The sequence below is a fragment of the Streptomyces sp. NPDC102270 genome (genome assembly GCF_044766405.1).
Taxonomy (GTDB): Bacteria; Actinomycetota; Actinomycetes; order Streptomycetales; family Streptomycetaceae; genus Streptomyces.
In genome coordinates this window covers 194,465-217,348 of the sequence record NZ_JBIWLX010000010.1, presented here as the reverse complement: position 1 = coordinate 217,348, position 22,884 = coordinate 194,465, and the positions used below count along the sequence as shown (strand labels likewise).

Genomic DNA, 22,884 nt, shown 5'->3' with positions numbered 1-22,884 from the left:
ACGGCGCGCAACGAGAACACGACGCACCACCGGTCCGCATCGCCAGGCGCTCCGCCTGCCCAAAGCCACGATCTCCGCACCCTTGCACTCGAAGGCGGCGGTGCCCCTCGAACCACACCTGTCGGGAACGCGGGTGCGACGTCACCGTCTCGCGCAGATGTCCGCGATACGGTGCTGTGGAAGATCGCGCCCCGGGAGGATCTCATGGAGTTCCGGCTGATCCGCGTGCCCCCAAGGCGTTTCAGCAGCCATGACCGGTGACCCGATTGAGGCAAGGTGCCGCCGGACCTTCGGACCGGCCCGCGGTTCAGGTCGGACCGGCTCTTGACGCGCAACGCCTACGCCGGCGCTGCCACTGCTCGACGGCGTCCCGGCGGCCGAGCAGAATGCGTACCTACCCGCGGCCGAGCCGACGCCTCCGGAGCACGACAGTGCCGACCCCGAATATCCGGAGGACTGCTCCGGGAGGTCGCCGGGTTCGGTGCCGTCGGCGGGCTGGGCGTCGGGGTGTATCTCGCTGTGTTCAACCTCAGCCGAGCCGTGACCTCTCTGGGTTTCCGGTACTTCGCCTATCGGCACCGAGACTCGCAGGGGCGTGCCGCGGAGTTCGCTCTCTTCTGTTTTATAGCGTCGCCGGCCTGATCATCGAGAACGGTGTGCTGTACGTCGCAACGTACGGCTTCGGCTGGGAATCGGCCCTTCAGAGCAACCCCTCGACGCGAGCTTGATCTTGCGGGCGGCGGCGAGTTCGTCCGCGGTGAGCAGGTGCGGCAGCGGGGCCGCGTCGGCGTCGAGACTTCCACGCTCCGGCCCAGGTCGGCAGCCGTGGTGATGACGGTGCGGTCGAAGGTCCTCGGCGTACGCCAGCACCGTACGCCCGTCGGTGACACGCTGCAGCTCGGGCTGCACCTGGTCGAAGTGGGCGCGACGATCATTGCGTCACTGATCCCGCGCACCGCGAGAGCGTGATCGGTGGCGGCCCCGGGGGAGCCGCCGCCGATCAGGTCCGTCAGCGCAGGGTGATCACGAACCGATAGAAAAGGGACTCACGACCCTCTCAGGCCCTATCGTCACATCTATGGGGCGTGCTCGGCTGGGTCGGCAGGCAGGGAGCGACCGGGGGAGTCGGTCGCGGCGTTGCTACCTGTCCGCGGTCTGGTATCTGCGGGCCGTGACGTTCGTCAACTTCCTGGCCGCGGTATGGGTCTCGTTCGGCAACGACATCCGGCGGCACAACGACGACGAGTTCTTCACGCCCTATCTGCTGACGGCGGGGTTCTTCTCCGGCTCCGTCTCGCTCTTCCTGGCCGTCACCATGCGGCGTGGCAAGCGCGCCGCGTGGATCCTCAATCTCGTGCTCGCCGGTCTGACTCTGACTCTGAGCGCCCTGGCGATGGGACTGCCGGTCTACCGGCAGCACGCCCAGAACTGGATATCGGTGTTCCTCACCGCGCTCTTCGTCGCCGCCCTGCTCGGCGGGCGGCGCGAGTTCCATGCGAAGGGCGACCGGTCCAATCCGAAACTGGCCGCTTCGGTCGCGGTGGTGGGATTCCTGGCGTGTTCGCTGCTTGCCGCCGCGCTGGTCACGGTGACCAACACCGCCCCGGACGCCGGGCGCTCAGCCTTCCCGCAGCGATGGCACTATGGAGTGCTTCGCATGGTCTCCCTCGCCTACGACGACATTCACTACGGGGCCATCACCACTCCCAGGTGGGCCAATGTGCTGATCAACATCATGAGCACGGTGCTGGTCCTAGTGGTCCTGTACGCGGCGTTCCGCTCCCGACGGGCCGTCGACGCCATGACCGGGGAAGACCTGCGAGGTCTGCGCGCGCTGCTGGAGCGGCACGGGGAACGCGACTCCCTGGGGTACTTCGCGCTGCGACGCGACAAGAGCGTCGTCTGGTCGCCGTCGCGCAAGTCCGCCGTCACCTACCGGGTGGTGAGCGGGGTGTCACTGGCGTCCGGCGACCCGATCGGCGACTCGGAGGCATGGCCGGGGGCGATCGACTGCTGGCTCGCCCAGGCCCGGGAGCACGGGTGGACCCCGGCCGTGATCGGCGCGAGCGAGGAAGGCGGCACGGTCTACGCCCGGTATGGCATGAACGCGCTGGAACTGGGCGACGAGGCGATTGTCGACCTCGGTGAGTTCGCCCTTGAAGGCCGCGCCATGCGCGGTGTGCGCCAGGCCTACCACCGTATCGAGCGGGCGGGTTACGCCGTCCGGGTCCGCCGTCACGAGGACATCCCGCCGCAGGAGATGGCCGAACTGATCCGGCTCGCGGACGACTGGCGCGACGGTGAGACGGAACGCGGCTTCTCCATGGCGCTCGGCCGCCTCGGCGACCCGCAGGACGGCCGCTGCGTGATGGTGCTCTGTGACGACGGGGAACGTCCGCGCGGCATGCTCAGCTTCGTGCCCTGGGGCGACGAAGGGCTGTCCCTGGACCTGATGCGCCGGGACCGCGACTCCGAGAACGGCCTCTTCGAATTCATGGTGCTGAAACTGATCCAGCACGCCGGGGAGTTCGGAATCCGTCAGATCTCCCTGAACTTCGCGATGTTCCGCTCCGTCTTCGAGCGGGGCTCCCGGATCGGCGCCGGACCGGTGCTGCGCCTGTGGCGTTCGTTGCTCAGATTCTTCTCCCGCTGGTGGCAGATCGAGTCGCTGTACCGCGCCAACGCCAAGTACCGGCCCATCTGGGAACCGCGCTACCTCCTCTTCGAAAAAGGCGCCGCCCTGCTGCGCATCACCCTGGCAAGCGCCCGCGCCGAGGGTTTCCTCGAAGCACCGGGGCTGCCGAAATGGCTCAACCGGAAGCGCATGAGGAGTACGAACCCCGGGCCGTAGCCGGTTTCGGCCCGGACGATTACGCCGACTGAGTACGGAGAGACGGCGTCCTGTACGCCCGGATCGGCGTCGTGATCGGCCCGGACGGGGTACTCGGAAATTCTCCGCACGCCGAGCAGAGATCGTTTCCGGCCGGCGCGTCCGGGGCCGGCGGACCAAGCATGCCGTCGACAAAGACCCCGCCGTCGTAAAGAGGGTGAACGCTGCCTGTCACAGCAGCAGCCTCCGGTGCGGCGGTCGGCATCCTTCTTGCGCCCTCCCAGACCATCTCGTCGATCAGGGAGGCACCGTTGGCGGTAATGCCGTCGTCGTTCACTATGCTGAGCTCAGACGTGCCTTGTCGGCCGGGGGTGCGAATACCGGTCGCACTTCAGTCACACTTGCGCGTGCCATCCGCGCGGCCGATCCGCAGACGTAGCCGTCCGGGAGGTGGGTGAACGGCCGGCCAGGAGTACGGCCCGCGGACGGGGATCAGTGAATGTCAGCTTCCTCAGGGATGACCACCTCGTCGACCATCCGCTGGATCTGCTCCGTCGGCAGGGCCACCGCCATCGCCCAGTAGTAGATGCCGAGGCTGAACACCGCGACGGCAAGCATGTCCCACCACAGGGGGAACCAGGGGCGCTTGAGCGGGCCGAAGTCACTGGCATAGACGATGAGCCCCATGCCGACCAGGTAGACGGGCAGCCACTGGGCCGCCCGCAGATCGAGCTGAGGCGTTATCGGGTTCATCTTGAAGACCCGGTTGGCGACCAGAATGACGTAGCCGATGAGAATCGCGACGCCCAGCTTCCAGTCGGTGGCCCACCCCGACCACAAGATCAGGAAGTTGGCGACGACAAAGGCCAGCGGCGACATCCAGGTCCCGCCGGGCAACCGGTACGGACGTTCAGTGTTCGGCAGGCGGCTGCGGAAGACTCCGAATGACAGCGGCGCGCCGGCATACATCAGCACACTCGCGCTGGTGATCAGCCCCACCAGCGACTGCCAGCTCGGGAACGGCAGGAAACAGATGCAGCCCATCACGAACGCGGCAATGAGCCCGGGCCAGGGCACACCTCTGCGAGTGGTCTTCTCGAAGACCGATGGCACGTATCCGTTGCGGCTGAGCCCGTAGGAGACCCGCGAGGACCCCGTGATGTAGATCAGGCCCGTACCGCCGGGAGAGACCACCGCATCGAGATACAAGACGGTGGCCAGCCAGCCCAGACTAAGGAGCGTGGCGACCTGGGCGAACGGCCCGGTCAAGGTGTTGAACGCGGCGGTCGTCCAGGTGCCGTGGACCATCGAGGCGGGAAGCGCGGCGAGGAACACGACTTGCAGCAGGAGATAGATGATCGCGCCGATCACAATGGAGCCGATCACCGCGCGCGGAATGTCGCGTTTCGGGTTCGAACTCTCCCCGGCGAGCTGGTCGGCCTGTTCGAAGCCCAGCAACGCGAAGATGATGCCGCTCGTGGAGACCGCTCCCAGGATGCCCTTCGCGCCGTAGGGGTTGAACCCGTCGGCGGCGGTGAAATTGCTCCCGTTGAACTGGACGATGGCGAACACGAAGATCGTCAGCAGCGGGATGCCGACCTTCCACCAGGTCGCCGCGCTATTGGTCCGTGCCAGGAGCCGGATGCTGAGGAAGTTGATGGCGGTGATGACCGCCATCAACCCGACCGCGACCGCGATCCCGGAGGCGGTCAGCACGTCCTGGCCACCCTTGATCTTCAGCCAGCCTCGCGCCCATGAGTAGTGCTGGCCATAAGTGATCATCGCCAGCACCTCAATCGGTGCCACCGTGGCCGCCTGCAGCCAGGAGAACCATCCGAACGACGCTCCCGCCGCTCCACCGAATGCATAGTGCGGGAACCGGGCGGTACCTCCGGAGACCGGGTACATCCCGCCGAGCTCGGCGTGCACCAGCGCCAGGATCAGGATCGCGACACTGCCGATCCCCCAGGAAATGATCGCGGCGGGCCCAGCCACCCCCAGCGCCTTCTGCGCGCCGAACAGCCAACCAGATCCGATGATCGACCCCTCCGAAGCCCATATCAGCCCGATGAAGCCGACCTCACGCCGCAAACCGGGCCTACCGTCGCGCGCGCCCGGTGTCGCTTCGGATACACCCATGGCCCACACCCTTCATCCCAAAGGTGGAGGTACATCCCAAATAGTATCTCCTGGACAAGGGAAATTGCGCGCTGGGCCGGGCGACTGCCGAGCAGGCCGGCCACCGAATCCCGGCCGTGTTCGGGACAAGAGTTATTCTTTTTCATAGAATTGCACCCTATTTACTATTTTTGCCGTTTGTTCAGGTTGATTTGGCGTCGACGCGGCTGTTGTGACGTAGCCTCAGTCTCCGACCGTGTGCGGCGACGCGGCGTAGAGGGCTTGGTCGCTGATCGTTCTCTGGCGGAGGAGCTTCGTGTGACGGGGTTAGGACCCCGGCACCGGCGACCGTTTCAGGGGGCGCAGACAGCCGGGACCGCTCGCTCACGTCGGAGGAGTTGTTCCCCTCCGGTGCAGTGGGTGCTCAGCGCTTCGCGCGGCGGGCCAGCAGGACCGAGTCCTCGGCCTCGACCGGCCCGGTGTCCCGTTTGAGCGTGCGGGTGCGCTGCTCCACGACAACGGGCTCGAAGTCGTCCGGCAGACCGGGAAGGAGTTCCGCGGCCAGGAACATCGCCTTGCGGTGGCTCTCGGACAGGTGGGTGAACTCGGGCGACGGCGCATGCCCGACCACCAGGAGCAAGCCGCCGGGGGCGACGGCTGCGGCGAGGCGGCGGGTCACGTCGACCATGCCGCCGTCCGGGGCGTGCAGGTAGTGGGTGGTGACGAGGTCGTACGAGCGGTCACCGGCGTCGAAGGTCCTGGCGTCCACCCGCCACCAGTCGACCCGACCGGCCACACCGGCCTGCTCGGTGTGGCGGGCGGCACGGGCCAGGCCCTCGGCCGAGAAGTCGGCGCCGGTCACTCGCCAGCCCTGTCCGGCCAGCCAGACCACGTCACCCCCCTCGCCGCAGCCAACGTCCAACGCCGTGCCAGGGGTGAGCTCACCGGCGGTGACGACGAGCTGCGGATTGGGCTCGCCGCTCCAGAACCGCTCCTGTCCCGCGTACCGCTCGTCCCAAGCCGCCGGCTCGAACATCTCGGCGGCCGCCTGCCCGTCGGGCTCGCCGCTTCGGCCGTGCTCGTGGTGTCCTGACACCGGATGCCTCCCGCTGCTCGTGATGCTGTGCCACGCCGCCCGCTCGGGCGCGTTGTCGATGGTGCTCGTACCCGCGTCGATTGGCACGCGAAGTTGCCGGACCGGCAATCGGCGGTCCCTGAACAGCGAAGGCGGCACACCCCGCCGACGGCGTCGCACGGTCTGGAACAGGTGAGGCGTCCGGGACCATTCGGCGGACTGACAGCGAACACACCGGCAGATCCCGCACCGGCCGAACCCTGCTTGTCTCGCATCCGCTGGTCGCTGCGCAGGCTCCTGCTCGCCGAGCACTCGCCCTTCCCCCCTCTGACCCCGACCGGTTGCCCCGCCCGACCCGCCGGTTGACCACCGCCCGCGAAACCCCAGCTCGCACCGGGTTTCCCGGCCGGCCCCCAAGCGGGCAACAGGAAACCCGTCGACCCCGGAAGTCCCTCGGGACAGGCTGATCCCGTCAGCACGAAGACGGCCTGCGGCGACGCAGGAGACCCACCAGGGGGAAACATGCGCAAGATGTTCAGTGCCGCCGCGGCGTTCGCGACCGCGGCCACCGCGGTGGTGGCGATGGGCGGGGCGGCCCAGGCCGCGCCGGCGGGCAACAGCACGGTGTACGGATGCCTCTCCGGCAACGTGTGCATCTGGCCCGAAAACGTCTGGCCGCAGGAAAACCCGCACCCGACCAACCAGTACGCCAGCTACGGCGCCCACAACCTGAGCAACCAGTTCGGGTATCACTGGGTCCTCAACAACCAGTACGGCGGCGCCACCGCGGACCTGTGCAACAACTACGGCGGCAGCAACTGCGTCGAACACCTCGCGCAGGACGAGTGGACCTACACGAACCTCACCCCCATCAACTCCATCAGGCTCAACCGGCCGTAGCGCGCCATTCGCCACGGGCAAGCGACCGTCGGGACCGGCCCACACCGGCCCCGACGGTCCCGTTCTCGCCACACCGGGTGAAAGCTTCGCTCCCCGTCCGACCCCCGCAGTAGCCTGGGCATCCGCCGTCTCACGATCCGGCAGGGCAGTGCCAGGGGGACGCCTTGGGGGACCAGGAGCACACAGGTGCGGGCGCCGACCGGACCGACCAGCCGGAAAGCCCCGCCCAGGCCACACCGTCCTTTCCCGCGCAGCTGAGACGGCTGCGCCGGGAACGCGGACTGTCGCTGGCCGACCTCGCACGCCATACCCACTACAGCAAGGGCTACCTCAGCAAGATCGAGACCGGCGTCAAGCGGGCAACCGCGGACGTCGCCCGCCAGTGTGACCACGTCCTGCGCGCCGAGGGCGAGTTGCTACGGCTGGTACGGGAGGCCGCCCCGGTCCAGCGCGGCGCGGGACCGGCAGCCGACGCCGGTGCGCCCTCCTGCCCGTACCGCGGACTGGCGGCGTTCACCCCACGGGACGCGGACTGGTTCTTCGGCCGGGAGCGGGCCACGGCCGCTCTGGTCGAGCGGGTCTACCAACGCGTGGGCAGCGGACCGCTGTTGCTGGTCGCCCCGTCCGGCGCCGGCAAGTCCTCCTTGCTGAACGCCGGTCTCGTCCCGGCGCTGCGGCGCCCCGGCGGCTTCCCGATGCCCGGCGCCGACCGCTGGCCCGTGATCACCCTCACGCCCGCCGCTCACCCCCTCGACGAACTCCTCGAACGGGCCGCCAAGGTTCTCGGCAGCGATATGGACCTCACCGCGGCCCGGCTGGCCGAACGCCCCGAAGCGCTGCTGGAGGTCGTCCGCGCCCGCTCGGACGGCGGCCCGCCGGGTCCCGACGGCCGCCGCCCTCCCCCGGTGCGGCCCGTGCTGCTCGTCGACCAGTTCGAGGAACTGTTCACTCTCTGCTCGGACGAGGACGAGAGACGCACCTTCGTCCGGGTCCTGCACGCGCTGTCAACCGGCCCGGAACCGGCGGTCGTCGTGCTCGGCGTCCGCGCCGACTTCTCCGGACACTGCCTCGAACTCCCCGGCCTGGCACCCCTGTTCACCGAAGGACTGTTCGTTCTGCTCCCCATGTCCGTCGCGGAACTGCGGGCATCCATCACCCGCCCCGCCGAACTCGCCGGTGTCACCCTGGAACCCGGCCTGGTTCCCCTCCTTCTGCGCGACGCCGGCCTGCGCCACGAACCGGTAGGCGCCGGCCGTGCCACTGCCTCCGCCGACACCCCGTCCGGCGCGCTGCCCCTCATCTCGCATGCCCTCCTCGCCACCTGGCAGCAACGCGAGGACACCACCCTCACAGTGGCCGGCTACGAGCGCACCGGCGGCATCCAGGGCGCCGTCGCCCGTACCGCCGAAACGCTGTTCGCCCAGCTGTACCCGGCCGAGCAGAAGGCGATCCGCCGGATCCTGTCCCGCCTCGTCCACGTGTCCGACGACGGAAGCGCCGTGACTCGCCGCCGCACCGGCCGCGGCGCCCTCGTGGAACAACTCGGTGACGGGGACGCCGCCTCGGCCGCGCTCGACGTGTTCGTGCGGGCCCGGTTGATCACCGTGGACCGGGACACCGTCGAGATCACCCACGAGGCCCTGCTGCACGCCTGGCCCCGGCTGCGCGACTGGATCCACGCGGACCGGGCCGGACTCCTCCTCCACCAGCAACTCGCCCACGCCGCCGCCGAATGGGAGCGCGAGCACCACGACCCGTCCGCGCTCTACCGCGGCACCCGCCTCGACACGGTCCGCTCCTGGGCCGACGAACTCGACGGCCGCAGCCGTCTCGGCCCCCGCGAAGAAGCCTTCCTGCGGGCCAGCCAGGTCGAGGAGGACAGCCGCAGGCTCCTGGCGAGGCGTCAGGCATGGTTCCGGCAGGCCCTGTTCGTCGTCGTCGCCGTCCTGCTCGTGCTCGCCGTGACCGCCGGCGGCCTCGCCTACCAGCAGCGCTCCGCCGCCCTCGCCCAGGAACGCGTCGCCCGCTCCCAGGCCCTCGCGGTGCAGTCCACCTCTCTGGCCGGCGGCCAGCCCGAGGCATCCATGCTGCTCGCCGAGGAGGCCTACCGCGCCGATCCCACCCCCCAGGCACGCGGGGCCCTGCTGAGCACCCAGGCCCAGGCGTTCTCCGCCCGCCTCGTCGGCCACCACGGGCCCGTCAACGCGGTCGCCTTCGCACCCGACGGCCGGCTGCTGGCGACGGCCGGCTCGTACGGCACCGTACAACTGCGCCGGACCAGCGACCACCGGACCATCGCCACCCTCACCGTTCCCGGACGGGTCCGCTGCGTCGCCTTCAGCCCCGACGGGCGCACGCTCGCGGCGACGTCCACGGACGGGCCGGTACGGATCTGGGACACCGCCGACCACCGGCTGCGGACCCTGCTGCCCGCGGCGACGAACGGGGCCCACGCGCTCGCCTTCGACCCCCGCGGCCGTACCCTCGCCGTCGGCGCCGACGACGGATCGGTCCAGTTGTGGGACACCGGCGGCGGCCACTCCTTCGAGGTGCGGCTCCTCGGCCACACCGGCCGCGTCAACTCACTCGCCTACGCCCCGGACGGGCGGATTTTGGCCTCGGGCGGCTCCGACCGGACCGTACGGCTGTGGGGCACCGACCGGGCCCGCCAACTGGCCGTGCTCAAGGGACACACCGACGAAGTACTCGGAGTGGCGTTCGCCCCCGACGGGCGGAGCGTGGCCTCCGGGGGCGTCGACCGGACCGTACGGCTGTGGGATGTGGCCGCGCACCGGCCCACGGCGACACTCACCGGTCACAGCGACGACGTCAACGCGGTCGCCTACACACCCGACGGCACCATGGTCGTGACCGCGGGCGGCGACGGCACGACCAGGCTGTGGGACGTGCGCACCGGCCGACCGGCCGCGATCCTCGCCGGCCACACCGACTACGTGATGTCCGTCGCCGTGAACTCGACCGGGACGACGCTGGCCACCGGAGGGTTCGACCAGTCCGTGGTGCTGTGGGACCTGCACGGCCCGGTGCTGACGGCGCGGCCGTTCACCGAGGTCTCGCAGGCCGCGTACAGCCCCGACGGGAAACTCCTGGCCACCGCCGACGCGGACCACACCGTACGTCTGTGGGACGTGGCCCGGCACCGGCTCGTGGCGACCTTCAGGGGCCACCGGGAGAGCGTGTTCTCGGTGGCGTTCGCACCGGCCGGCCGCACGCTCGCGTCGGCGGGCTCGGACGGCACGGTCCGGCTGTGGGACATCCCCGCGCACCGCGCCCTTGGGACGCTCACCGGCCACACCGGGGACGTGTTCTCGGTGGCCTTCTCGCCGGACGGCCGCACCCTCGCCTCCGCGGGCGCCGACCGTACGGTCCGGCTGTGGGACATCGCGACCCACCGTCAGCTCGCCGTGCTGGCCGGCCACACCGACTACGCCAACGATGTCGCCTTCAGCCCGGACGGCCGCACCCTGGCCAGCGCGGGCGACGACCTGACCGTACGGCTGTGGGACACCGCCGGCCAGCGCCTGCTCGCCACCCTCACCGGGCACACCGGTGCCGTGCGGGGCGTGGCCTTCAGCCCCGACGGGCGCACGCTCACGAGCAGCGGCAACGATGGCACGGTCCGCCTGTGGGACGTCCGCCACCGCCGTCCCTTGGCCTCCCTGACCGGGCACACCGGATCGGTGCGCGGCATCGCCTTCTCGCCGGACGGCCGACTCCTCGCCAGTAGCGGCAGCGACCGCACCGTGCGGCTCTGGGACGTGCCCGGACGACGCCTCTGGGGCACGCTCACCGGGCACACGAACGTGGTGTGGGGCGTCACGTTCGCCCCGGACGGGCGGACCGTGGCCAGCAGCAGCAACGACGGGACCGTACGTCTGTGGAACCTGGACCTCGGCGCCCAGCTCACCCGGATCTGCCGACTGCGCAGGACGATCGGCCCGCGGGAGCGCAAGACACTGATGCCGGGCCTGCCCGTGTCCCTCACCTCCGCGTGCACGCGCCCCTGAGGGTGCGCGGCTGCCGCTTGGCACAGGCCCCGACGCCCGACCTCAATCCGGGCACGCTCGCCGTTCCCTACGGCGTGCGCCGGCGGCCAACGTGCACCTGCGGGGGGCTCAGCCCTGGGGTCTCCACGTCCCCCAGCCGCGGACCTGGCATGGCATCGCCCCCTGTCGTGGCCGATGCGGAAGCCTTTCAGGCTGTCTCGGAGGCCAGTTGGCCTCTGCCGACGGCGTCGACAAGTGCCTGGTGGTCCTGCTCGTGCCTTGGAAGGCCAGCCCTGCTCCACTGCACGGGACCAGCTCGCACACTCACCGAAGCGGACCATGCGGGCTGATTCACGGTCGTTGAACGCCAGCCGCTCTGCCTCGGCGAAGGTGAGCGGGCCGAGCACTACTCCCGGCCGGGCGCCGAGCCTGTGCATGGCACAGTCACCTTGGACGCGTCACAGGGCGCGAACTCAGGGAGGCCACCCAGTACTCGTCCTTGGCCGGTAAACGGCACTTCGACGCCGAGGTGAACGTCCCGGAGTACGGCTGCATCGACTCCAAGTGGGGCTGTACAGCGCGGATTTCGGGGGCGCTGTGCGGGCGGGCGGTACGGGCACAAATAGCGCAACAGTTCGGAGGCGAGTGATTCAATGACTGCATGATGAAGGACGGTGCATCCCTCGGTCCGCTGGAACTGCACGACGGACATTGGGGAGTCGGGGACGCCACGCGGGCGGGCACTCAGTGGGTGGAGTTTCGCCCGGACGGGCTCTACCAACGCGAGCCGGACTCCGAGGGACGACTGATCCCGTGGTCCAGGATCATGACTGGCACCTGGATCACCTGGGGCAAGCACTCCTGGAACCCGAACAGCAGGGGCAGGTACACGGTGAAGGGCACCGTCGCCGGGCGCGGCGGCGGCTGGCTGCACATGACGCTGCGCCATCCGTACGAGGACTGCCAACTGCGCTTCGACCAGCACGCGCGTCCGTACCGGGCCGTGGACACCCTCCGGCTGGAGTATCTGCTGCGGCACCTCCTCGACGAGGGCGAGCTGCATCTCCTGGGCGACCCGGAATGGGTTGGCCATGCCGTGGCACACCTGTCCGGCGGAAAAAACCGCTGGGTCACCAGCCGTGCACTGCAGCGGGCGGCGGCGGAAGCCGTAGCAGCCGCCACTGACTGACCTACGCAAGGTTGTCCCGGGCCGCTGGACGGATCAGGCCTCTCGTCGCTGAAGTCGATCCGCGCGGCCCGGCCCGACGGCGCACCGATCTACGTCATCCTGGACGACCTGTACGCCCACAAGGGAGCGGACATCCGCCGCTGGGCGAAGACGAAACACCTTCCAGCATCGCATCGGGTCAGGGACACGCAACTCAACGGCGCGCGGCACTGGCGCAGTCAGCGCGGGACCAGCAGGACCGCCGTGGTGACGGCGGCGGCCGAGCCGAGCGCGATCAGCACGGGCGCTGCCGCCAGTTCCCCGGTGAGGTGCCGGCGCCGGGCCAGAGCCAGGGCGGTGCCCGCGTTCCGCAGCAGCACGCCCGCGACGGCGGCGAGTAGGAGTACGTGCGTCCACTCCGGTACGGGTGCCACCAGGGTGATCCAGCCGCCGACGAGCGGGCTCACGCAGACGGCGACCAGCCACGGTGTCAGGGGCCTTCGGCCGCGCGCGTCGAGGACCGCCGTCAACGCGAGTCCCTCGCTGACGGAGTGCACGGTCAGCGCCGCCACCACGGCAACCGTGGCCAGCAGAGCCACCGTCATGCCCTCGACCAGCCGGTGCAGCACGAGGGCGGCGGCCGTTCCGGCGCCCAGAAGCCGCCCTGACTCACCCCGTCTGCGCAGGGTGTGCCCCGCCGAGGCGAGGGCGAAGGCAGCGACGACGACCGGCACGATCCAGCCCGCTAGGCCCTGCTCCTCTGCCTCGTGCAGGGCATGCGGCACGATGTCGGCGCCGGCCACCGCCAGCAGCACCCCGGACGCGGCGCCGAGCAGCATCGTCGAGCGGTGCGACCACCGGCGGCCGAGCCACGCGCCGACGAGCGTCCCCACCGCGATCAGGATCAGCCCCAGGTACTGGCCGAGGCCGAATTCCCCCCAGGGCAGCGCGAATCGAGCCCCCGTCTCGGCAACCGCAGCAACCACCGTTGGCCCTTCATGAGTAGCAGGGAAGTGGGATCGGTTGCTCGTGACGCTTCCACAGCTCCCGCCCGGCCGCATATGCTCACTCCGCTCCGTGGGCCCTCGGTGTGAAGGGTTACCACCGGGCATCGCCCGACGCAGGCTGCTACAGGAAGGCGGCGGCGGTTCGAGCAGGAGGGCGTGCCCGGCCTGCTGGGCCACCTCACAACGACAGAACCCTACGATGATGAACCGCTTAGGGACCGTCCGGAGCCTCCACCGAACCCGGAGCGGTTCAGCCTCGACCCCAGCCGCGTCACGCAGATCGCCGCGCCGCAGCCCTTGTCCTGCTCCAGCTCGAGTCCACCGCACCACCTGAACGATCACTTTGCGGTCAAAGACTCAGTGCTGGAGGACTCCGGTGCTGTCATGAATGAACGAATATGGTTCGATTGTCCGAAGAGCTGCAATTCTCCTTGAACTCGAACTCTTCCTTGGTACCCGCCTGCCGCAGGACCGCGCGCACGCGAGGGCTGAGCGGGCTCAGCCGCCGCCGGCGAGCTCCCGGGCCCTGGCCACGACCTCGGGCCTCGCCGTGGCCAGGGAACCGCTGTCGTACGGCGGCTGGGGGGCGTACTCGGTGAAGAGCTGAATGGCCCGGGCGGTGAGTTCGTCGCTCAGCAACGCGCACAGCTCCAGGGCCAGGTCGATACCGGCGGAGACCCCGGCCGAGGTGATGATCTTGTCGTGCCGGACGACGCGTTCCGCGGTGTAGGTGGCCCCGAACGTCTCCAGGTCGTCCATCGCCATCCAGTGGGTGGTCGCGGTCTGCCCTTGGAGCAGTCCCGCCGCCCCGAGGATGAGCGCGCCGGTACAGACCGAGGTGGTGAAGCGGGTCGTCTCGTGAATCCGGCGCACCCAGTCGATGAACTCCGTGTTGTTCAGCATCAGTCGCGCCCCCGCACCGCCCGGGACGAGCAGCACGTCGCAGGACTCGACCTCGGTGTACCGGGTGCGCACGTCCACCCGCATGACACCCAACACATCGGCGATCCGCCCCGGTTCGGGCGCGACGAAGCGCACCTGGGCGTCGGGGACGTGCGCCAGGAGCTCGTACGGGCCAATGGCGTCGAGCGGCTCGAAGAGCCTGAAGAGCGGGATCACGATGTCCATGCCGGGGAGCGTATGCAGGCATCCGCGTTGCCTGAGGACGCATCTGCGGACACGCCCAGGCATGCGCGGCGAGTTCACGAGAATGGGTGCCGGGCCGCCTCAGCCCGGCTCGAGCAACCATCCGCCGTGCTGCCGTCGCCTGGTGCACGGCATCGGGGCATCCCGGGATGGTTGGACCGGTTGTGCCGCCGCTGTCACCGCACATCTCTGCAAAAGGGCCCGACTTCCCCTGCTACGGGCTGGGGGCGTCGGGGCTGGTGGCCTGACGCTTCCTTGACCGTTCGATCCGAGCTTGCCGCGATCGGTCGGATTGAGTCCGGCCAGTGGCCCCCATTGCGGCCCACCTCGTGCTCCGAGTTCGTCGAGAACCGCGCGGTGGAGCCTTTCCCAGACCCTGGCTCGGCTCCACCGGGCGATTCTTCGGTAGACCGTCTGCCAACTCGGGCCGAAGAGACGCTCTCGGGCGTGATCGACTTCGACGCCATGTTCGCCGGCGATCCGGTGCGGGACCCCGCGGCCTCGGTGCTCCTTCCCCGGGCGCCGCCTCACGGTTCTTCAACTTGTAAGCTCATGCGGACGAGGCGATGATCCCGCGCGCCCACGGGCCGGCTGCTAGCAAATGCCTGTTCCTCATGCTCATGGGCCGGAACGGAGATCGGAGCATTCCCGGCGGTCCTTTCGGAGGATCAGTCGCATACTGTTGGGCCAGCCGTCCCGCCCACTGATCAGGCGGTCGTGCATGACGACGCCATGGCCCGGCTTGTTGCACGGGTAGATCGGTGCGAGCAGCTGGCTGCGGTGACGTATTTGTCGTGGCCGCGCAGTAACGGTAGAGGGCTACACACGGGCCTGTTGAGAATTCCGCCGGATGCCGAGTCGTCAAATGTGGACGGCCGGCTATCCAAGTGGCAACACAGCTCTACCAGTGTTTCCATGGAGTTGCAGCCCAGAAGGGCGACCGCCCGCCCGGTGAGCGTCGGCGCCACCGCCGGGCCCTCTGCGTCAAGCCTTCCCAACTTCACCCCCCTGTCCGGTCCGCCCTTCGCCGCGCACCGGGATGGAAGGAACCTTCCCATGGGCACCTACTTCAAGGACAATCCCGAATGCCGGTCCGAGATCCTGTTCGTCGGGCCGGTGGGACTCCGACCCTATACCGAAACGGTGCTCCAACCGCCTCAGGCCACGGCGGAGCTGCACATCGACATCCTGGCGCCGGATTCGTATCGGACCGTAGATTTCGAGGACATCATGCTCGTCCTCGAAATCAAAAGTCCGGACGGGGTGCGCTTCGTTGATCACAAGGCGCGTGACAACTACCTGTGGGGAGTTCCCGACGGCGCGTCGTGGGACGAATCAACCCCCGGAGCCCCAACCTCTCGCCTGCGACTGAGGACGAAAGTGGGCCGCCTCAACTCCGGTTTCCTGAACGGGCTTTCGCACTATGTCGGCATACACGGGCTGCCCGAAGGAGTGCCGCTGGCAATGAGCGCGTTCGTGACAGCGAACCGGGTTGTCGCCACCACGTCCAGTTGCCCGATCCAGATCCAGGATCTTCACGTGGGTGAACGAATTACTGGATACCTCGGCTAGCAGTTGCAGCGGTGGTCGAAAGTAACACCTGTGCGGAGCCCGCGGGAGGAATGCGCATGACAACGACCGAGAACAGTCCAATCGTTGACCAAGTCGTTGCAGCACCAACTTACCTGGCAGATATCCGCTTCTTCTTCCGCCCCGAAGACGTGGAACATATGGCCGCAATGGGAATCGATCTCGGCTCCTACGACGGAGTGAAGAGAAACGCGCTCGCGATTTACGCACAGACCTCTCCGCCGAACTCTCACATGCCCCCGGATGCGGAGGGTAAATGGAGCGCCGAGCGCTCGCAGACTTTCCGGAACTGGGTACTCAACGGGTTCCCCCTCGGCACGGTGACACCGGACGAGCCACCACCGATCGTGACGCCCCCGACCCGGATCCGCAAGGACGTCACGACGTTGAGCGATGCCGAGTTCGAGCTGCTGAAGACGGCGTTCACGGGCGTGATGGCCCGCGACCCGGGGGCTCCGGACAGCTACTTCGCCATAGCCGGGCAGCACGGCCTTCCGGAGAAATGGTGCTTGCACCACGAAAACCGCTACAACCCCTGGCACCGCCAGTACCTGCGCATCTTCGAGGACGCGCTGCGCTCCGTCCCAGGTTGCGAGGAGGTGACCCTCCCCTACTGGGACATCGCGACCGGGCTGCCGGACAGGCTGCAGCAGCCGCCCTTCGACGAGTACGTTCTGCCTGCCGATCCCGGCGCCACCGCGCAGCCGCCCCTGACCGGATTCTTCCCGTACACGACCGAACGCTCACTGCCCGACGAGATCGCCCAGACCGTGCAGGACTTCGGGATTCTGGACGACATTGCCACCTCGTTGACGCAATCACTGTGGGGGGCGTCCGACGTGAGTGGCTACCAGGACTTCTCGATCCAGGCCCACGACGGTGGCCACGGAGCGATCGGGCCGACGATGGGCAACCAGTTCGTCGCGTCCTTCGATCCGGTGTTCTGGTTCTTCCACGCCAACCTCGACCGCCTCTGGCTGAGCTGGCAGACCCGCGTCGGCGCGACCACGCTCGCGGGGTTCCGAACCACACTGGGGCAGGACCCGGACTGGCCCACGGATCCGCTGAACGGCGCACTGCCACCGTTCAGCGCGACCGCCGACCAGACGATCCAAACCGACGTCTCGTACGATCGCCTGGACGTCGTCAGCCCTGCGGAGGGCGCGATGGAGAACCTGACCGGAAACATCGAGGTCGGCCGCACCTTCGCGTTCCGGAGCGCCAACCCGGTCTCGGTGCGGGTGAAGGGGATCGACCGGCTGAACATTCCGGGTTCGTTCGTCGTGAGTCTGCTCGCCGACGGCGAGCCGATCGCCAAACGGTTCTTCTTCCAACCGGACGATCCGCGGCGCTGTGAGACGTGCGCGCAGCACGGCACCGTCAACATCGACTTCCGGATGGCACACGACCAGCTCGTCGACCGGACGCTGTCCGTCCGTATCGACGTGCCGGGGCGCTCCGAAGAAATCGGTACGGCCTTCCCGCTCGCACAGGCAGGCAGTCCCACGATCAACGCGCGGCTGCTGGTGCAGGAGGCATGACCATCGGGACGCCATACAGGCGTAGTAGGAAAGCTCACTCATTCGGCAGTCGAAGCGGCCCGCGCAGCTCGGCGTGCCACCGTCCAGATGGGCTTCGACGATGTGGTCGGCATGGGCAGTGGCGGTGCGCCATGGCTGCCCGTGCACCCCTTTCCCACCCCCCTCCGGGAGTTCGACATGTCCCGTATCACCATCAACGGCGTGACGGTGGACCCGCAGGCCCAGGCCGATGACCTGGCCACCGCATCGCTGGTGTCCGAGGACGCCTCCGCGTCCAACTACCTACTCGTCCAGACCACACACCCACCCACAGCCGAAGAGAAGGAAGAGCTCACGGCGCTCGGGGTGGTGATCCACGAATACGTTCCGGACGACACCTATCTGTGTGGCTTCCGACCTACAGATCTGAATGCTGTGCGCGCTCTGCCCTTCGTGGCCTGGGCGGATGTGTACTTCAAGGGCTTCAAGATCGCCCAGTCGCTTCGGTCGAAGCGGCTGCGCCCGGGGATCGCCATACTGGCCGACCCCATCGAGGCGGTGGGTCCTCGGACCCGGACCATCGACATCGTGCTGCACCAGGACGTCGAGGCGAGCTCGGACAGGCTGCGGGACCGGCTCGCGGCGGCAGCCGGTGTCAGCCCTGGCGACGTCGAACCCGACCGTGACAAGGTACGCGTGACGGTCCGTGAGCAGGACCTGCCCGCGCTCGCCGAGCTCGACGAGGTGAGGGAGATCGAGGAAGTCCCGGAGAGGGTGCTGTACAACACCATCGCGGGAAATCTGCTGCACGCCCACGTGTCCCTCAACGGTACGAAGTTCCGGGGTGAGGGCCAGATTGTGTGTGTCGCCGACACCGGTTTCGACAAGGGGTCCAGCACCAATGTGCACCCTGCCTTCACCGGTCGTGTCAAGCGCCTGGTCGCCCTGGGTCGCACGAGCCCCGCGCGGACGGACGACCCCGATGGACACGGCACCCATGTGGCGGGCTCCGTCCTCGGCGACGGGACGTCGGCTTCGATGGGTGGAGCCATCACCGGCACGGCACCCGAGGCGAGACTGGTCCTTCAGTCCACACTGGCCGACGACGGTTCGCTGTCAGGCATCCCGCGGCACCTGCGTGACCTGTTCGAGCCGCCCTTCCTGGAGGACGGAGTACGGATCCACACCAACTCGTGGGGTCCGATCACCCCGGGCCTTCCGTACAACAAGAGCGCACGCGAGGTCGATCAGTTCGTCTGGGACAACAAGGACTTCGTCATCTGCTTCGCCGCGGGCAACGACGGTACCGACAGGGACGGTGATGGTCGTATCAACCTGAGGGCCGTCAGCGGGGAGACCGGGGCCAAGAACATCATCACCGTCGGCGCCAGCGAGGGCGACCGCCCGCAGATCCCCCACACCTATGACAACCTGAGGCCGCTCTCCTATCCCGCCCCACCGATCCGCGGCGACAGGATGGCGGACAACCCCGCTGGGATGGCGGCCTTCAGCAGCCGCGGCCCGACCCAGGAGGGGCGGCTCAAGCCCGACGTGGTCGCACCCGGCACGGCGATCCTTTCGACGCGCTCACGGATCGCGCCAGACGACGGTCTCTTCGGCGTCTCCACGGATCCCGCGTTCATGTTCGACAGCGGCACCAGTATGGCCACCCCGCTGGTCGCCGGCTGTGTGGCGGTGCTGCGCGAGACGCTGGTGAAGAACGGCACGCCGAAACCCAGTGCCGCGCTCATCAAGGCCATGCTGATCAACGGTGCCGATGAGCTCAAGGGCCAATACATCCCCTCCGAGGCGGGCCCCTCCCCCAACAACAGCTCGGGCTTCGGCGTCGTCAACCTCCAGCGCGCCGTCGTCCTCCCGACCGACGCCGGCCAGGCGGGCTTCACCGACGCCAAGGAGCTCGACCAGGGAGAAGAGCGGGCGTTCAACATCACGATCCCCGAGGGCGCGCCCCACACCCTGAAGGTCACACTCGTCTGGACGGACCCCCCTGGCCCGGTCCTGCAAAACGACCTCGACCTGATCGTCCGCGCAGGGGGTCAGGAACGCCACGGCAACATGGGCACGGATGCCGGGTTCGACCGCGTCAACAACGTCGAACAAGTGCACTGGGGGGAGGTCCCCGCCGGGGAGGTCGAAGTCATCATCCGCGCCTTCCGGATCACCCAGTTCGCCCAGCCGTATGCCGTTGCCTGGCGCTTCCTCTGACTCGCCTACGGCCGCTGTCTCGGCCCCTCGGGCCGAGACCTGGCCGTCGGTGATGATGCGCCCGCGACCAGTCCGGTGGTTCTTCGAGCGCAGCTTGGTCAGCAGCAGCTGGTGACGCCGGCCCCGTTCCAGGCCGCGAGGCGCCTCCAGCACGTCATGCCCGAGCCGAATCCCAGCTCTGCGGGTGGTACTCCCACCGGATGCCGGTGTGCAGGACGAACAAGATCCCGCACAAGGCCTGACGGTCGGGCACTCGCGGCCGTCCCTCGACTTGCATCGGTGACGGCTCGGGCAGCGACGGCTCGATCAACGACCACAACCAGTAAGTTCAACTGAAGAGCTGAGTCATACGTCGGCGATTCTGCAGGTCGTGCGTCGTCGGTGTGCCGATCACCGCACGCATAAAAAATCCGATCAGGCGCTCGCCGCTCCGGCCAGTTCACAGATCATTCCGACGATCCGGCATTGTGCGGTGGCTCCCGTGGGCGGCTGGATCTGGGACCACCGCCGGCAGAGGTCCCGATGTGGGCATCACGCAACTGGCTCGCCCGTTCCAGCGACGGCCGGCCCGAGACCCGGGGAGAGGTGAGCCACCGCCAAGGCGACAGCCTCGTCGGCTGTGCCGGCTTCGCCGAGGACACCCTCGTGGAGAGACCGCTGAACGCGATAGGGGCGACCGGCGTAGGACGGGACAATGGCCACCGCCACCGGGGATCCGTGCCCGGTGGAGGCACTGAAGCCGAGCGTCCAGTGGCTGGACATCGGGGAGAGCTGCCGCAGGCGCGGTTCGCTCCGGGCGACTTCCACGAGCAGGCCGAACTGCGGGAAGTCCGGCGCATCGGCAGCCTGTTCCCGCAGCAGACGCCAGCGCACGTCAACCGCCGCGGCCGGCCCACGTTCGTAAGCCTCGGCGAGCTCGCTGAAGTACAGAAACGGCAGTTGCGCGTGGAGTTCCAGCAGGCCCTTGCCCTCTCCCCACGCCACGCCTGCCCGGACGACCTCCGCGAGATCGGAGGTTGCTCCGGTGATGAGTTCGATCCCCTCACTCCAACCGGAGACACCGAACAAGCGCCTCTCGGCGCCGATGTGAACGGACAGCGGCCGACGCTCAGGAACCAAGGCCGCGATCCCCGCCGAAACGAATGGTCCCCAGTCTCCGGGCACGGTCACGAGATCCACACCAAGGTCGGCTGCCACCTGGTCCAAGGCGGCGGCCAGGCTGCCCGCTGCGGCCAGGTCGGGATAGAGATCTGAGTCCACGGTCACATTGTGGCTCCACCGCGCTCTGGCAAAGAACAGCAATCGGCGAACGAACGGCCGGCTCCCTTCCTTGGCGTCCTGATGGCGGCCGCCCTCCGCCCGTGTCAACGTCGTTCGTCCTCGGTTGCCGATGAGCCACGCAGACCGCCGAGCGCCAGGACCGTCATCGCCACCGCGGCCCCCGCCGCCACGGCGAAGCCGCCGTGCGCGCCGCCCGCATCCACAACCCGTCCCGCGACCGCCGCGGCGCCCGCTGATCCTGCGGCGCCAGCGGAGTTGCCCCAGGTGAAGGCCTGGGTGAGTACGGCGCGCGGGACCGACGACTGGGTGAGCACGGTAGTGACGATCAGCAGGACGGGGACTGCGAGTCCGGTCAGGGCGAGGGTGGCGCCGATCGCGAGGGGGGCATCGAGGATGGTCAGTGGGAGGCACGCGAGGGTGAGGCCGGCTGCGGCTGCGGCCTGATGGCGTCGGGGTGAACCGCCGTGACGCCGTGCTCCGTAGGTCCAACCTCCCACCAGGTTGGTGCAGTTGGAGGCGAAGTAGAGCAGTGCTGCCGCGTCCGGTGTGCCGCGTTCGACGGCGTATGCGGTGACGGACACCTGCATCGCGCCGAAGAACACCCCGAGCGTGAGGCCGAGCGCGACCTGCCGCAGGAATGCGGAGCGGAACAGGGCGCGTCCGGCGTGCCGGCGTTCGGCGTGACCGGTGAGGGGCGGGGTGGTGCGGCGCTGGGCGGCGAGGGCCGGCCCGCCGCCGACGACGAGCGTGGCGGCGAGCAGCACTCCGGCGCCCGGCCGGCCGGCCGCACCGAGGACGCTCACCAGGGCGGGGCCGGTCAGGTAGGACACGCCGTTGGCAAGGGCCTCCAGGGCGAAGGCGGTGGGCAGTGCGGCAGCCCGTTCGCCGGAGAGCAGGGCGGACCAGCGAGCGGCGGACAGGGCGCTGAGCTGGGGCAGCGTTGCCCCGACGAGGACTCCCGCGACGAGGTCCGGAACGGCGCCGGTGAGCAGCAGCGCCACGGCCCCCGCGTGTGCGCCCAGCGTCCAGGGAAGCACCTGCGCCTGCCCGAACCGGTCGACAAGGCGCCCGATCTGCGGCCCGGCGACGGCGTTCGCGACAGCGAACCCGCCGGTGACGAGACCCGCAGCGGCATACGACCCGGTGCGTGCGTGCACGAGCCAGACGATGCCGATCCCCGTCATGGCGAGGCCCACCCGCCCGACAACGGAGGGAAGGAAGAACGCCGCGGCACCCGAAGTGCGCAGCAGAGTGCGATAGTTCGCCGAAGCCGAAGGCACGGCACATCCCTTTCGCCGCCCGGCGGGACGCGCCAACCCAGCACCTGGCCGAAGCGGCAGCCGAGTGGGAGTACGACCTGCTCGGTGACCAACTGCCCTGGGACGCTTGGGAGAACGGGGAAGAGATGCGCGCCGAGCTGACTGTCTGGCTGGTTCGCCACGCTCCAACTCGGCTACGTGCCATGGGTGTGTCCGAAGAACTGCTTCACCGGATACGCCTGCTCGAGGTCACCGGCCCCGACCGCTGGGAGGACCCCCACTGGCCCGGCCACCGCTACTGATCCCCGAACGGCACCGTGTAGCGACACGACGGGCGTCGCGGCCACGTGCCGCGGCGGCCGCTCAGAGGTGGCCGTCCAGGCACTTCCGTACCTCGGCGACGGTCATGGGCCCCGTGCCGTGCGCCACCGCCTCTCCCTCCTTCACCAGGACGAAGGACGGGGCTCCCGTGATCCCGTATCGCTCGGTTGCGGCCGGACAACGTGTGATGTCGGTGCGGACGACCGTCAGGCGGCCCGTGTAGTCGTCGGCGATGCCACCCACGACGAGGTCCATCACCCGGCAGGGCTCGATCGCCTTGGGCCATGTCCCGGTGAAGTATGCGAGGACCGGAACTGCGCTCATCCCGAGGATGAAATCGAACTCCGCGTCCTCACGGGGTCGGTGAACCCGCATCGCCATGGAAGCTCCTGGCCTCACGTTCCGTCATTGCATCCCCATCATCCCCCGCATCCCC

Annotated in this window: 15 protein-coding genes and 6 pseudogenes; 12 read left to right on the top strand and 9 right to left on the bottom strand. The window is 68.9% G+C overall.

What is annotated here, in order from left to right:
• Nucleotides 1-444: 444 nt before the first annotated feature.
• The 3 genes and pseudogenes from ACIRP7_RS22695 to ACIRP7_RS22685 all read left to right on the top strand — a co-directional run.
• Nucleotides 445-710: pseudogene (locus ACIRP7_RS22695) on the top strand (GtrA family protein); the annotation flags it as partial.
• Between the two features lie 127 nt (nucleotides 711-837).
• Nucleotides 838-969 carry a hypothetical protein gene (locus ACIRP7_RS22690; RefSeq protein ID WP_403662349.1) on the top strand — a complete coding sequence of 44 codons (132 nt, stop codon included), beginning with the start codon at nucleotides 838-840 and terminating at the stop codon, nucleotides 967-969.
• Nucleotides 970-1,078: 109 nt separating this feature from the next.
• On the top strand, nucleotides 1,079-2,851 hold the full coding sequence (locus ACIRP7_RS22685; RefSeq protein ID WP_403662346.1) for a phosphatidylglycerol lysyltransferase domain-containing protein: 1,773 nt from the start codon (nucleotides 1,079-1,081) through the stop codon (nucleotides 2,849-2,851).
• Nucleotides 2,852-3,322: 471 nt separating this feature from the next.
• Here ACIRP7_RS22685 and ACIRP7_RS22680 read toward each other — a convergent pair whose 3' ends face one another.
• Complete coding sequence (locus ACIRP7_RS22680; RefSeq protein WP_403662343.1) at nucleotides 3,323-4,969, bottom strand: APC family permease; 1,647 nt, start codon at nucleotides 4,967-4,969, stop codon at nucleotides 3,323-3,325.
• A 403-nt stretch (nucleotides 4,970-5,372) separates the two neighbouring features.
• Complete coding sequence (locus ACIRP7_RS22675) at nucleotides 5,373-6,044, bottom strand: class I SAM-dependent methyltransferase (protein WP_403662340.1); 672 nt, start codon at nucleotides 6,042-6,044, stop codon at nucleotides 5,373-5,375.
• A gap of 501 nt (nucleotides 6,045-6,545) precedes the next feature.
• Here ACIRP7_RS22675 and ACIRP7_RS22670 point away from each other — a divergent pair.
• The 4 genes and pseudogenes from ACIRP7_RS22670 to ACIRP7_RS22655 form a co-directional block, all read left to right on the top strand.
• Complete coding sequence (locus ACIRP7_RS22670) at nucleotides 6,546-6,923, top strand: hypothetical protein (RefSeq protein WP_403662337.1); 378 nt, start codon at nucleotides 6,546-6,548, stop codon at nucleotides 6,921-6,923.
• 164 nt (nucleotides 6,924-7,087) lie between these two features.
• Nucleotides 7,088-10,951: a helix-turn-helix domain-containing protein gene (locus tag ACIRP7_RS22665; protein WP_403662334.1), complete on the top strand. Its 3,864-nt coding sequence runs from the start codon at nucleotides 7,088-7,090 to the stop codon at nucleotides 10,949-10,951.
• Nucleotides 10,952-11,591: 640 nt separating this feature from the next.
• On the top strand, nucleotides 11,592-12,119 hold the full coding sequence (locus ACIRP7_RS22660) for a hypothetical protein (RefSeq protein WP_403662331.1): 528 nt from the start codon (nucleotides 11,592-11,594) through the stop codon (nucleotides 12,117-12,119).
• A 30-nt stretch (nucleotides 12,120-12,149) separates the two neighbouring features.
• Nucleotides 12,150-12,278 (top strand): annotated as a pseudogene (locus ACIRP7_RS22655) (IS630 family transposase); the annotation flags it as partial.
• A 59-nt stretch (nucleotides 12,279-12,337) separates the two neighbouring features.
• Here ACIRP7_RS22655 and ACIRP7_RS22650 read toward each other — a convergent pair.
• The 3 genes and pseudogenes from ACIRP7_RS22650 to ACIRP7_RS22640 form a co-directional block, all read right to left on the bottom strand.
• Nucleotides 12,338-13,084: a hypothetical protein gene (locus ACIRP7_RS22650; RefSeq protein ID WP_403662328.1), complete on the bottom strand. Its 747-nt coding sequence runs from the start codon at nucleotides 13,082-13,084 to the stop codon at nucleotides 12,338-12,340.
• Nucleotides 13,085-13,603: 519 nt separating this feature from the next.
• Nucleotides 13,604-14,233 carry a DJ-1/PfpI family protein gene (locus tag ACIRP7_RS22645; RefSeq protein ID WP_403662325.1) on the bottom strand — a complete coding sequence of 210 codons (630 nt, stop codon included), beginning with the start codon at nucleotides 14,231-14,233 and terminating at the stop codon, nucleotides 13,604-13,606.
• Nucleotides 14,234-14,515: 282 nt separating this feature from the next.
• Nucleotides 14,516-14,683: pseudogene (locus ACIRP7_RS22640) on the bottom strand (IS5/IS1182 family transposase); the annotation flags it as partial.
• On the opposite strand from ACIRP7_RS22640, the pseudogene ACIRP7_RS22635 reads away from it, so the two are divergent.
• The 4 genes and pseudogenes from ACIRP7_RS22635 to ACIRP7_RS22620 form a co-directional block, all read left to right on the top strand.
• A pseudogene (locus ACIRP7_RS22635) lies at nucleotides 14,678-14,958 on the top strand (hypothetical protein); the annotation flags it as partial. The pseudogenes ACIRP7_RS22640 and ACIRP7_RS22635 sit on opposite strands and share 6 nt — an antisense overlap.
• Nucleotides 14,959-15,307: 349 nt before the next feature.
• A complete protein-coding gene (locus ACIRP7_RS22630) occupies nucleotides 15,308-15,823 on the top strand; it encodes a hypothetical protein (RefSeq protein ID WP_403662322.1) in 516 nt (171 codons plus the stop codon).
• Between the two features lie 56 nt (nucleotides 15,824-15,879).
• Nucleotides 15,880-17,382 carry a tyrosinase family protein gene (locus ACIRP7_RS22625; protein WP_403662319.1) on the top strand — a complete coding sequence of 501 codons (1,503 nt, stop codon included), beginning with the start codon at nucleotides 15,880-15,882 and terminating at the stop codon, nucleotides 17,380-17,382.
• Between the two features lie 177 nt (nucleotides 17,383-17,559).
• Complete coding sequence (locus ACIRP7_RS22620) at nucleotides 17,560-19,587, top strand: S8 family serine peptidase (RefSeq protein WP_403662316.1); 2,028 nt, start codon at nucleotides 17,560-17,562, stop codon at nucleotides 19,585-19,587.
• A gap of 113 nt (nucleotides 19,588-19,700) precedes the next feature.
• Here the strand turns inward: ACIRP7_RS22620 and ACIRP7_RS22615 are convergent.
• From ACIRP7_RS22615 to ACIRP7_RS22605, 3 genes and pseudogenes are all read right to left on the bottom strand, one after another.
• Nucleotides 19,701-19,906, bottom strand: a pseudogene (locus tag ACIRP7_RS22615) (transposase); the annotation flags it as partial.
• A gap of 212 nt (nucleotides 19,907-20,118) precedes the next feature.
• Nucleotides 20,119-20,847, bottom strand: a complete 729-nt coding sequence (locus ACIRP7_RS22610) for a DUF6193 family natural product biosynthesis protein (protein WP_403662313.1) — start codon at nucleotides 20,845-20,847, stop codon at nucleotides 20,119-20,121.
• A gap of 104 nt (nucleotides 20,848-20,951) precedes the next feature.
• Nucleotides 20,952-22,148 carry an MFS transporter gene (locus ACIRP7_RS22605; RefSeq protein WP_403662310.1) on the bottom strand — a complete coding sequence of 399 codons (1,197 nt, stop codon included), beginning with the start codon at nucleotides 22,146-22,148 and terminating at the stop codon, nucleotides 20,952-20,954.
• 29 nt (nucleotides 22,149-22,177) lie between these two features.
• Between ACIRP7_RS22605 and ACIRP7_RS22600 the strand changes: the two are divergent.
• Nucleotides 22,178-22,429 (top strand): annotated as a pseudogene (locus ACIRP7_RS22600) (hypothetical protein); the annotation flags it as partial.
• Nucleotides 22,430-22,490: 61 nt separating this feature from the next.
• Here the strand turns inward: ACIRP7_RS22600 and ACIRP7_RS22595 are convergent.
• A complete protein-coding gene (locus tag ACIRP7_RS22595; protein ID WP_403662307.1) occupies nucleotides 22,491-22,829 on the bottom strand; it encodes a thioredoxin family protein in 339 nt (112 codons plus the stop codon).
• Nucleotides 22,830-22,884 lie beyond the last annotated feature (55 nt).

Bases quoted from the DNA above. Each gene is read 5' to 3' on its own strand.
- ACIRP7_RS22685 (WP_403662346.1), top strand. From the start codon at position 1,079: ATGGGGCGTGCTCGGCTGGGTCGGCAGGCAGGGAGCGACCGGGGGAGT.
- ACIRP7_RS22680 (WP_403662343.1), bottom strand. From the start codon at position 4,969: ATGGGTGTATCCGAAGCGACACCGGGCGCGCGCGACGGTAGGCCCGGT.
- ACIRP7_RS22670 (WP_403662337.1), top strand. From the start codon at position 6,546: ATGCGCAAGATGTTCAGTGCCGCCGCGGCGTTCGCGACCGCGGCCACC.
- ACIRP7_RS22660 (WP_403662331.1), top strand. From the start codon at position 11,592: ATGATGAAGGACGGTGCATCCCTCGGTCCGCTGGAACTGCACGACGGA.
- ACIRP7_RS22645 (WP_403662325.1), bottom strand. From the start codon at position 14,233: ATGGACATCGTGATCCCGCTCTTCAGGCTCTTCGAGCCGCTCGACGCC.
- ACIRP7_RS22630 (WP_403662322.1), top strand. From the start codon at position 15,308: ATGGGCACCTACTTCAAGGACAATCCCGAATGCCGGTCCGAGATCCTG.
- ACIRP7_RS22625 (WP_403662319.1), top strand. From the start codon at position 15,880: ATGACAACGACCGAGAACAGTCCAATCGTTGACCAAGTCGTTGCAGCA.
- ACIRP7_RS22620 (WP_403662316.1), top strand. From the start codon at position 17,560: ATGTCCCGTATCACCATCAACGGCGTGACGGTGGACCCGCAGGCCCAG.
- ACIRP7_RS22595 (WP_403662307.1), bottom strand. From the start codon at position 22,829: ATGGCGATGCGGGTTCACCGACCCCGTGAGGACGCGGAGTTCGATTTC.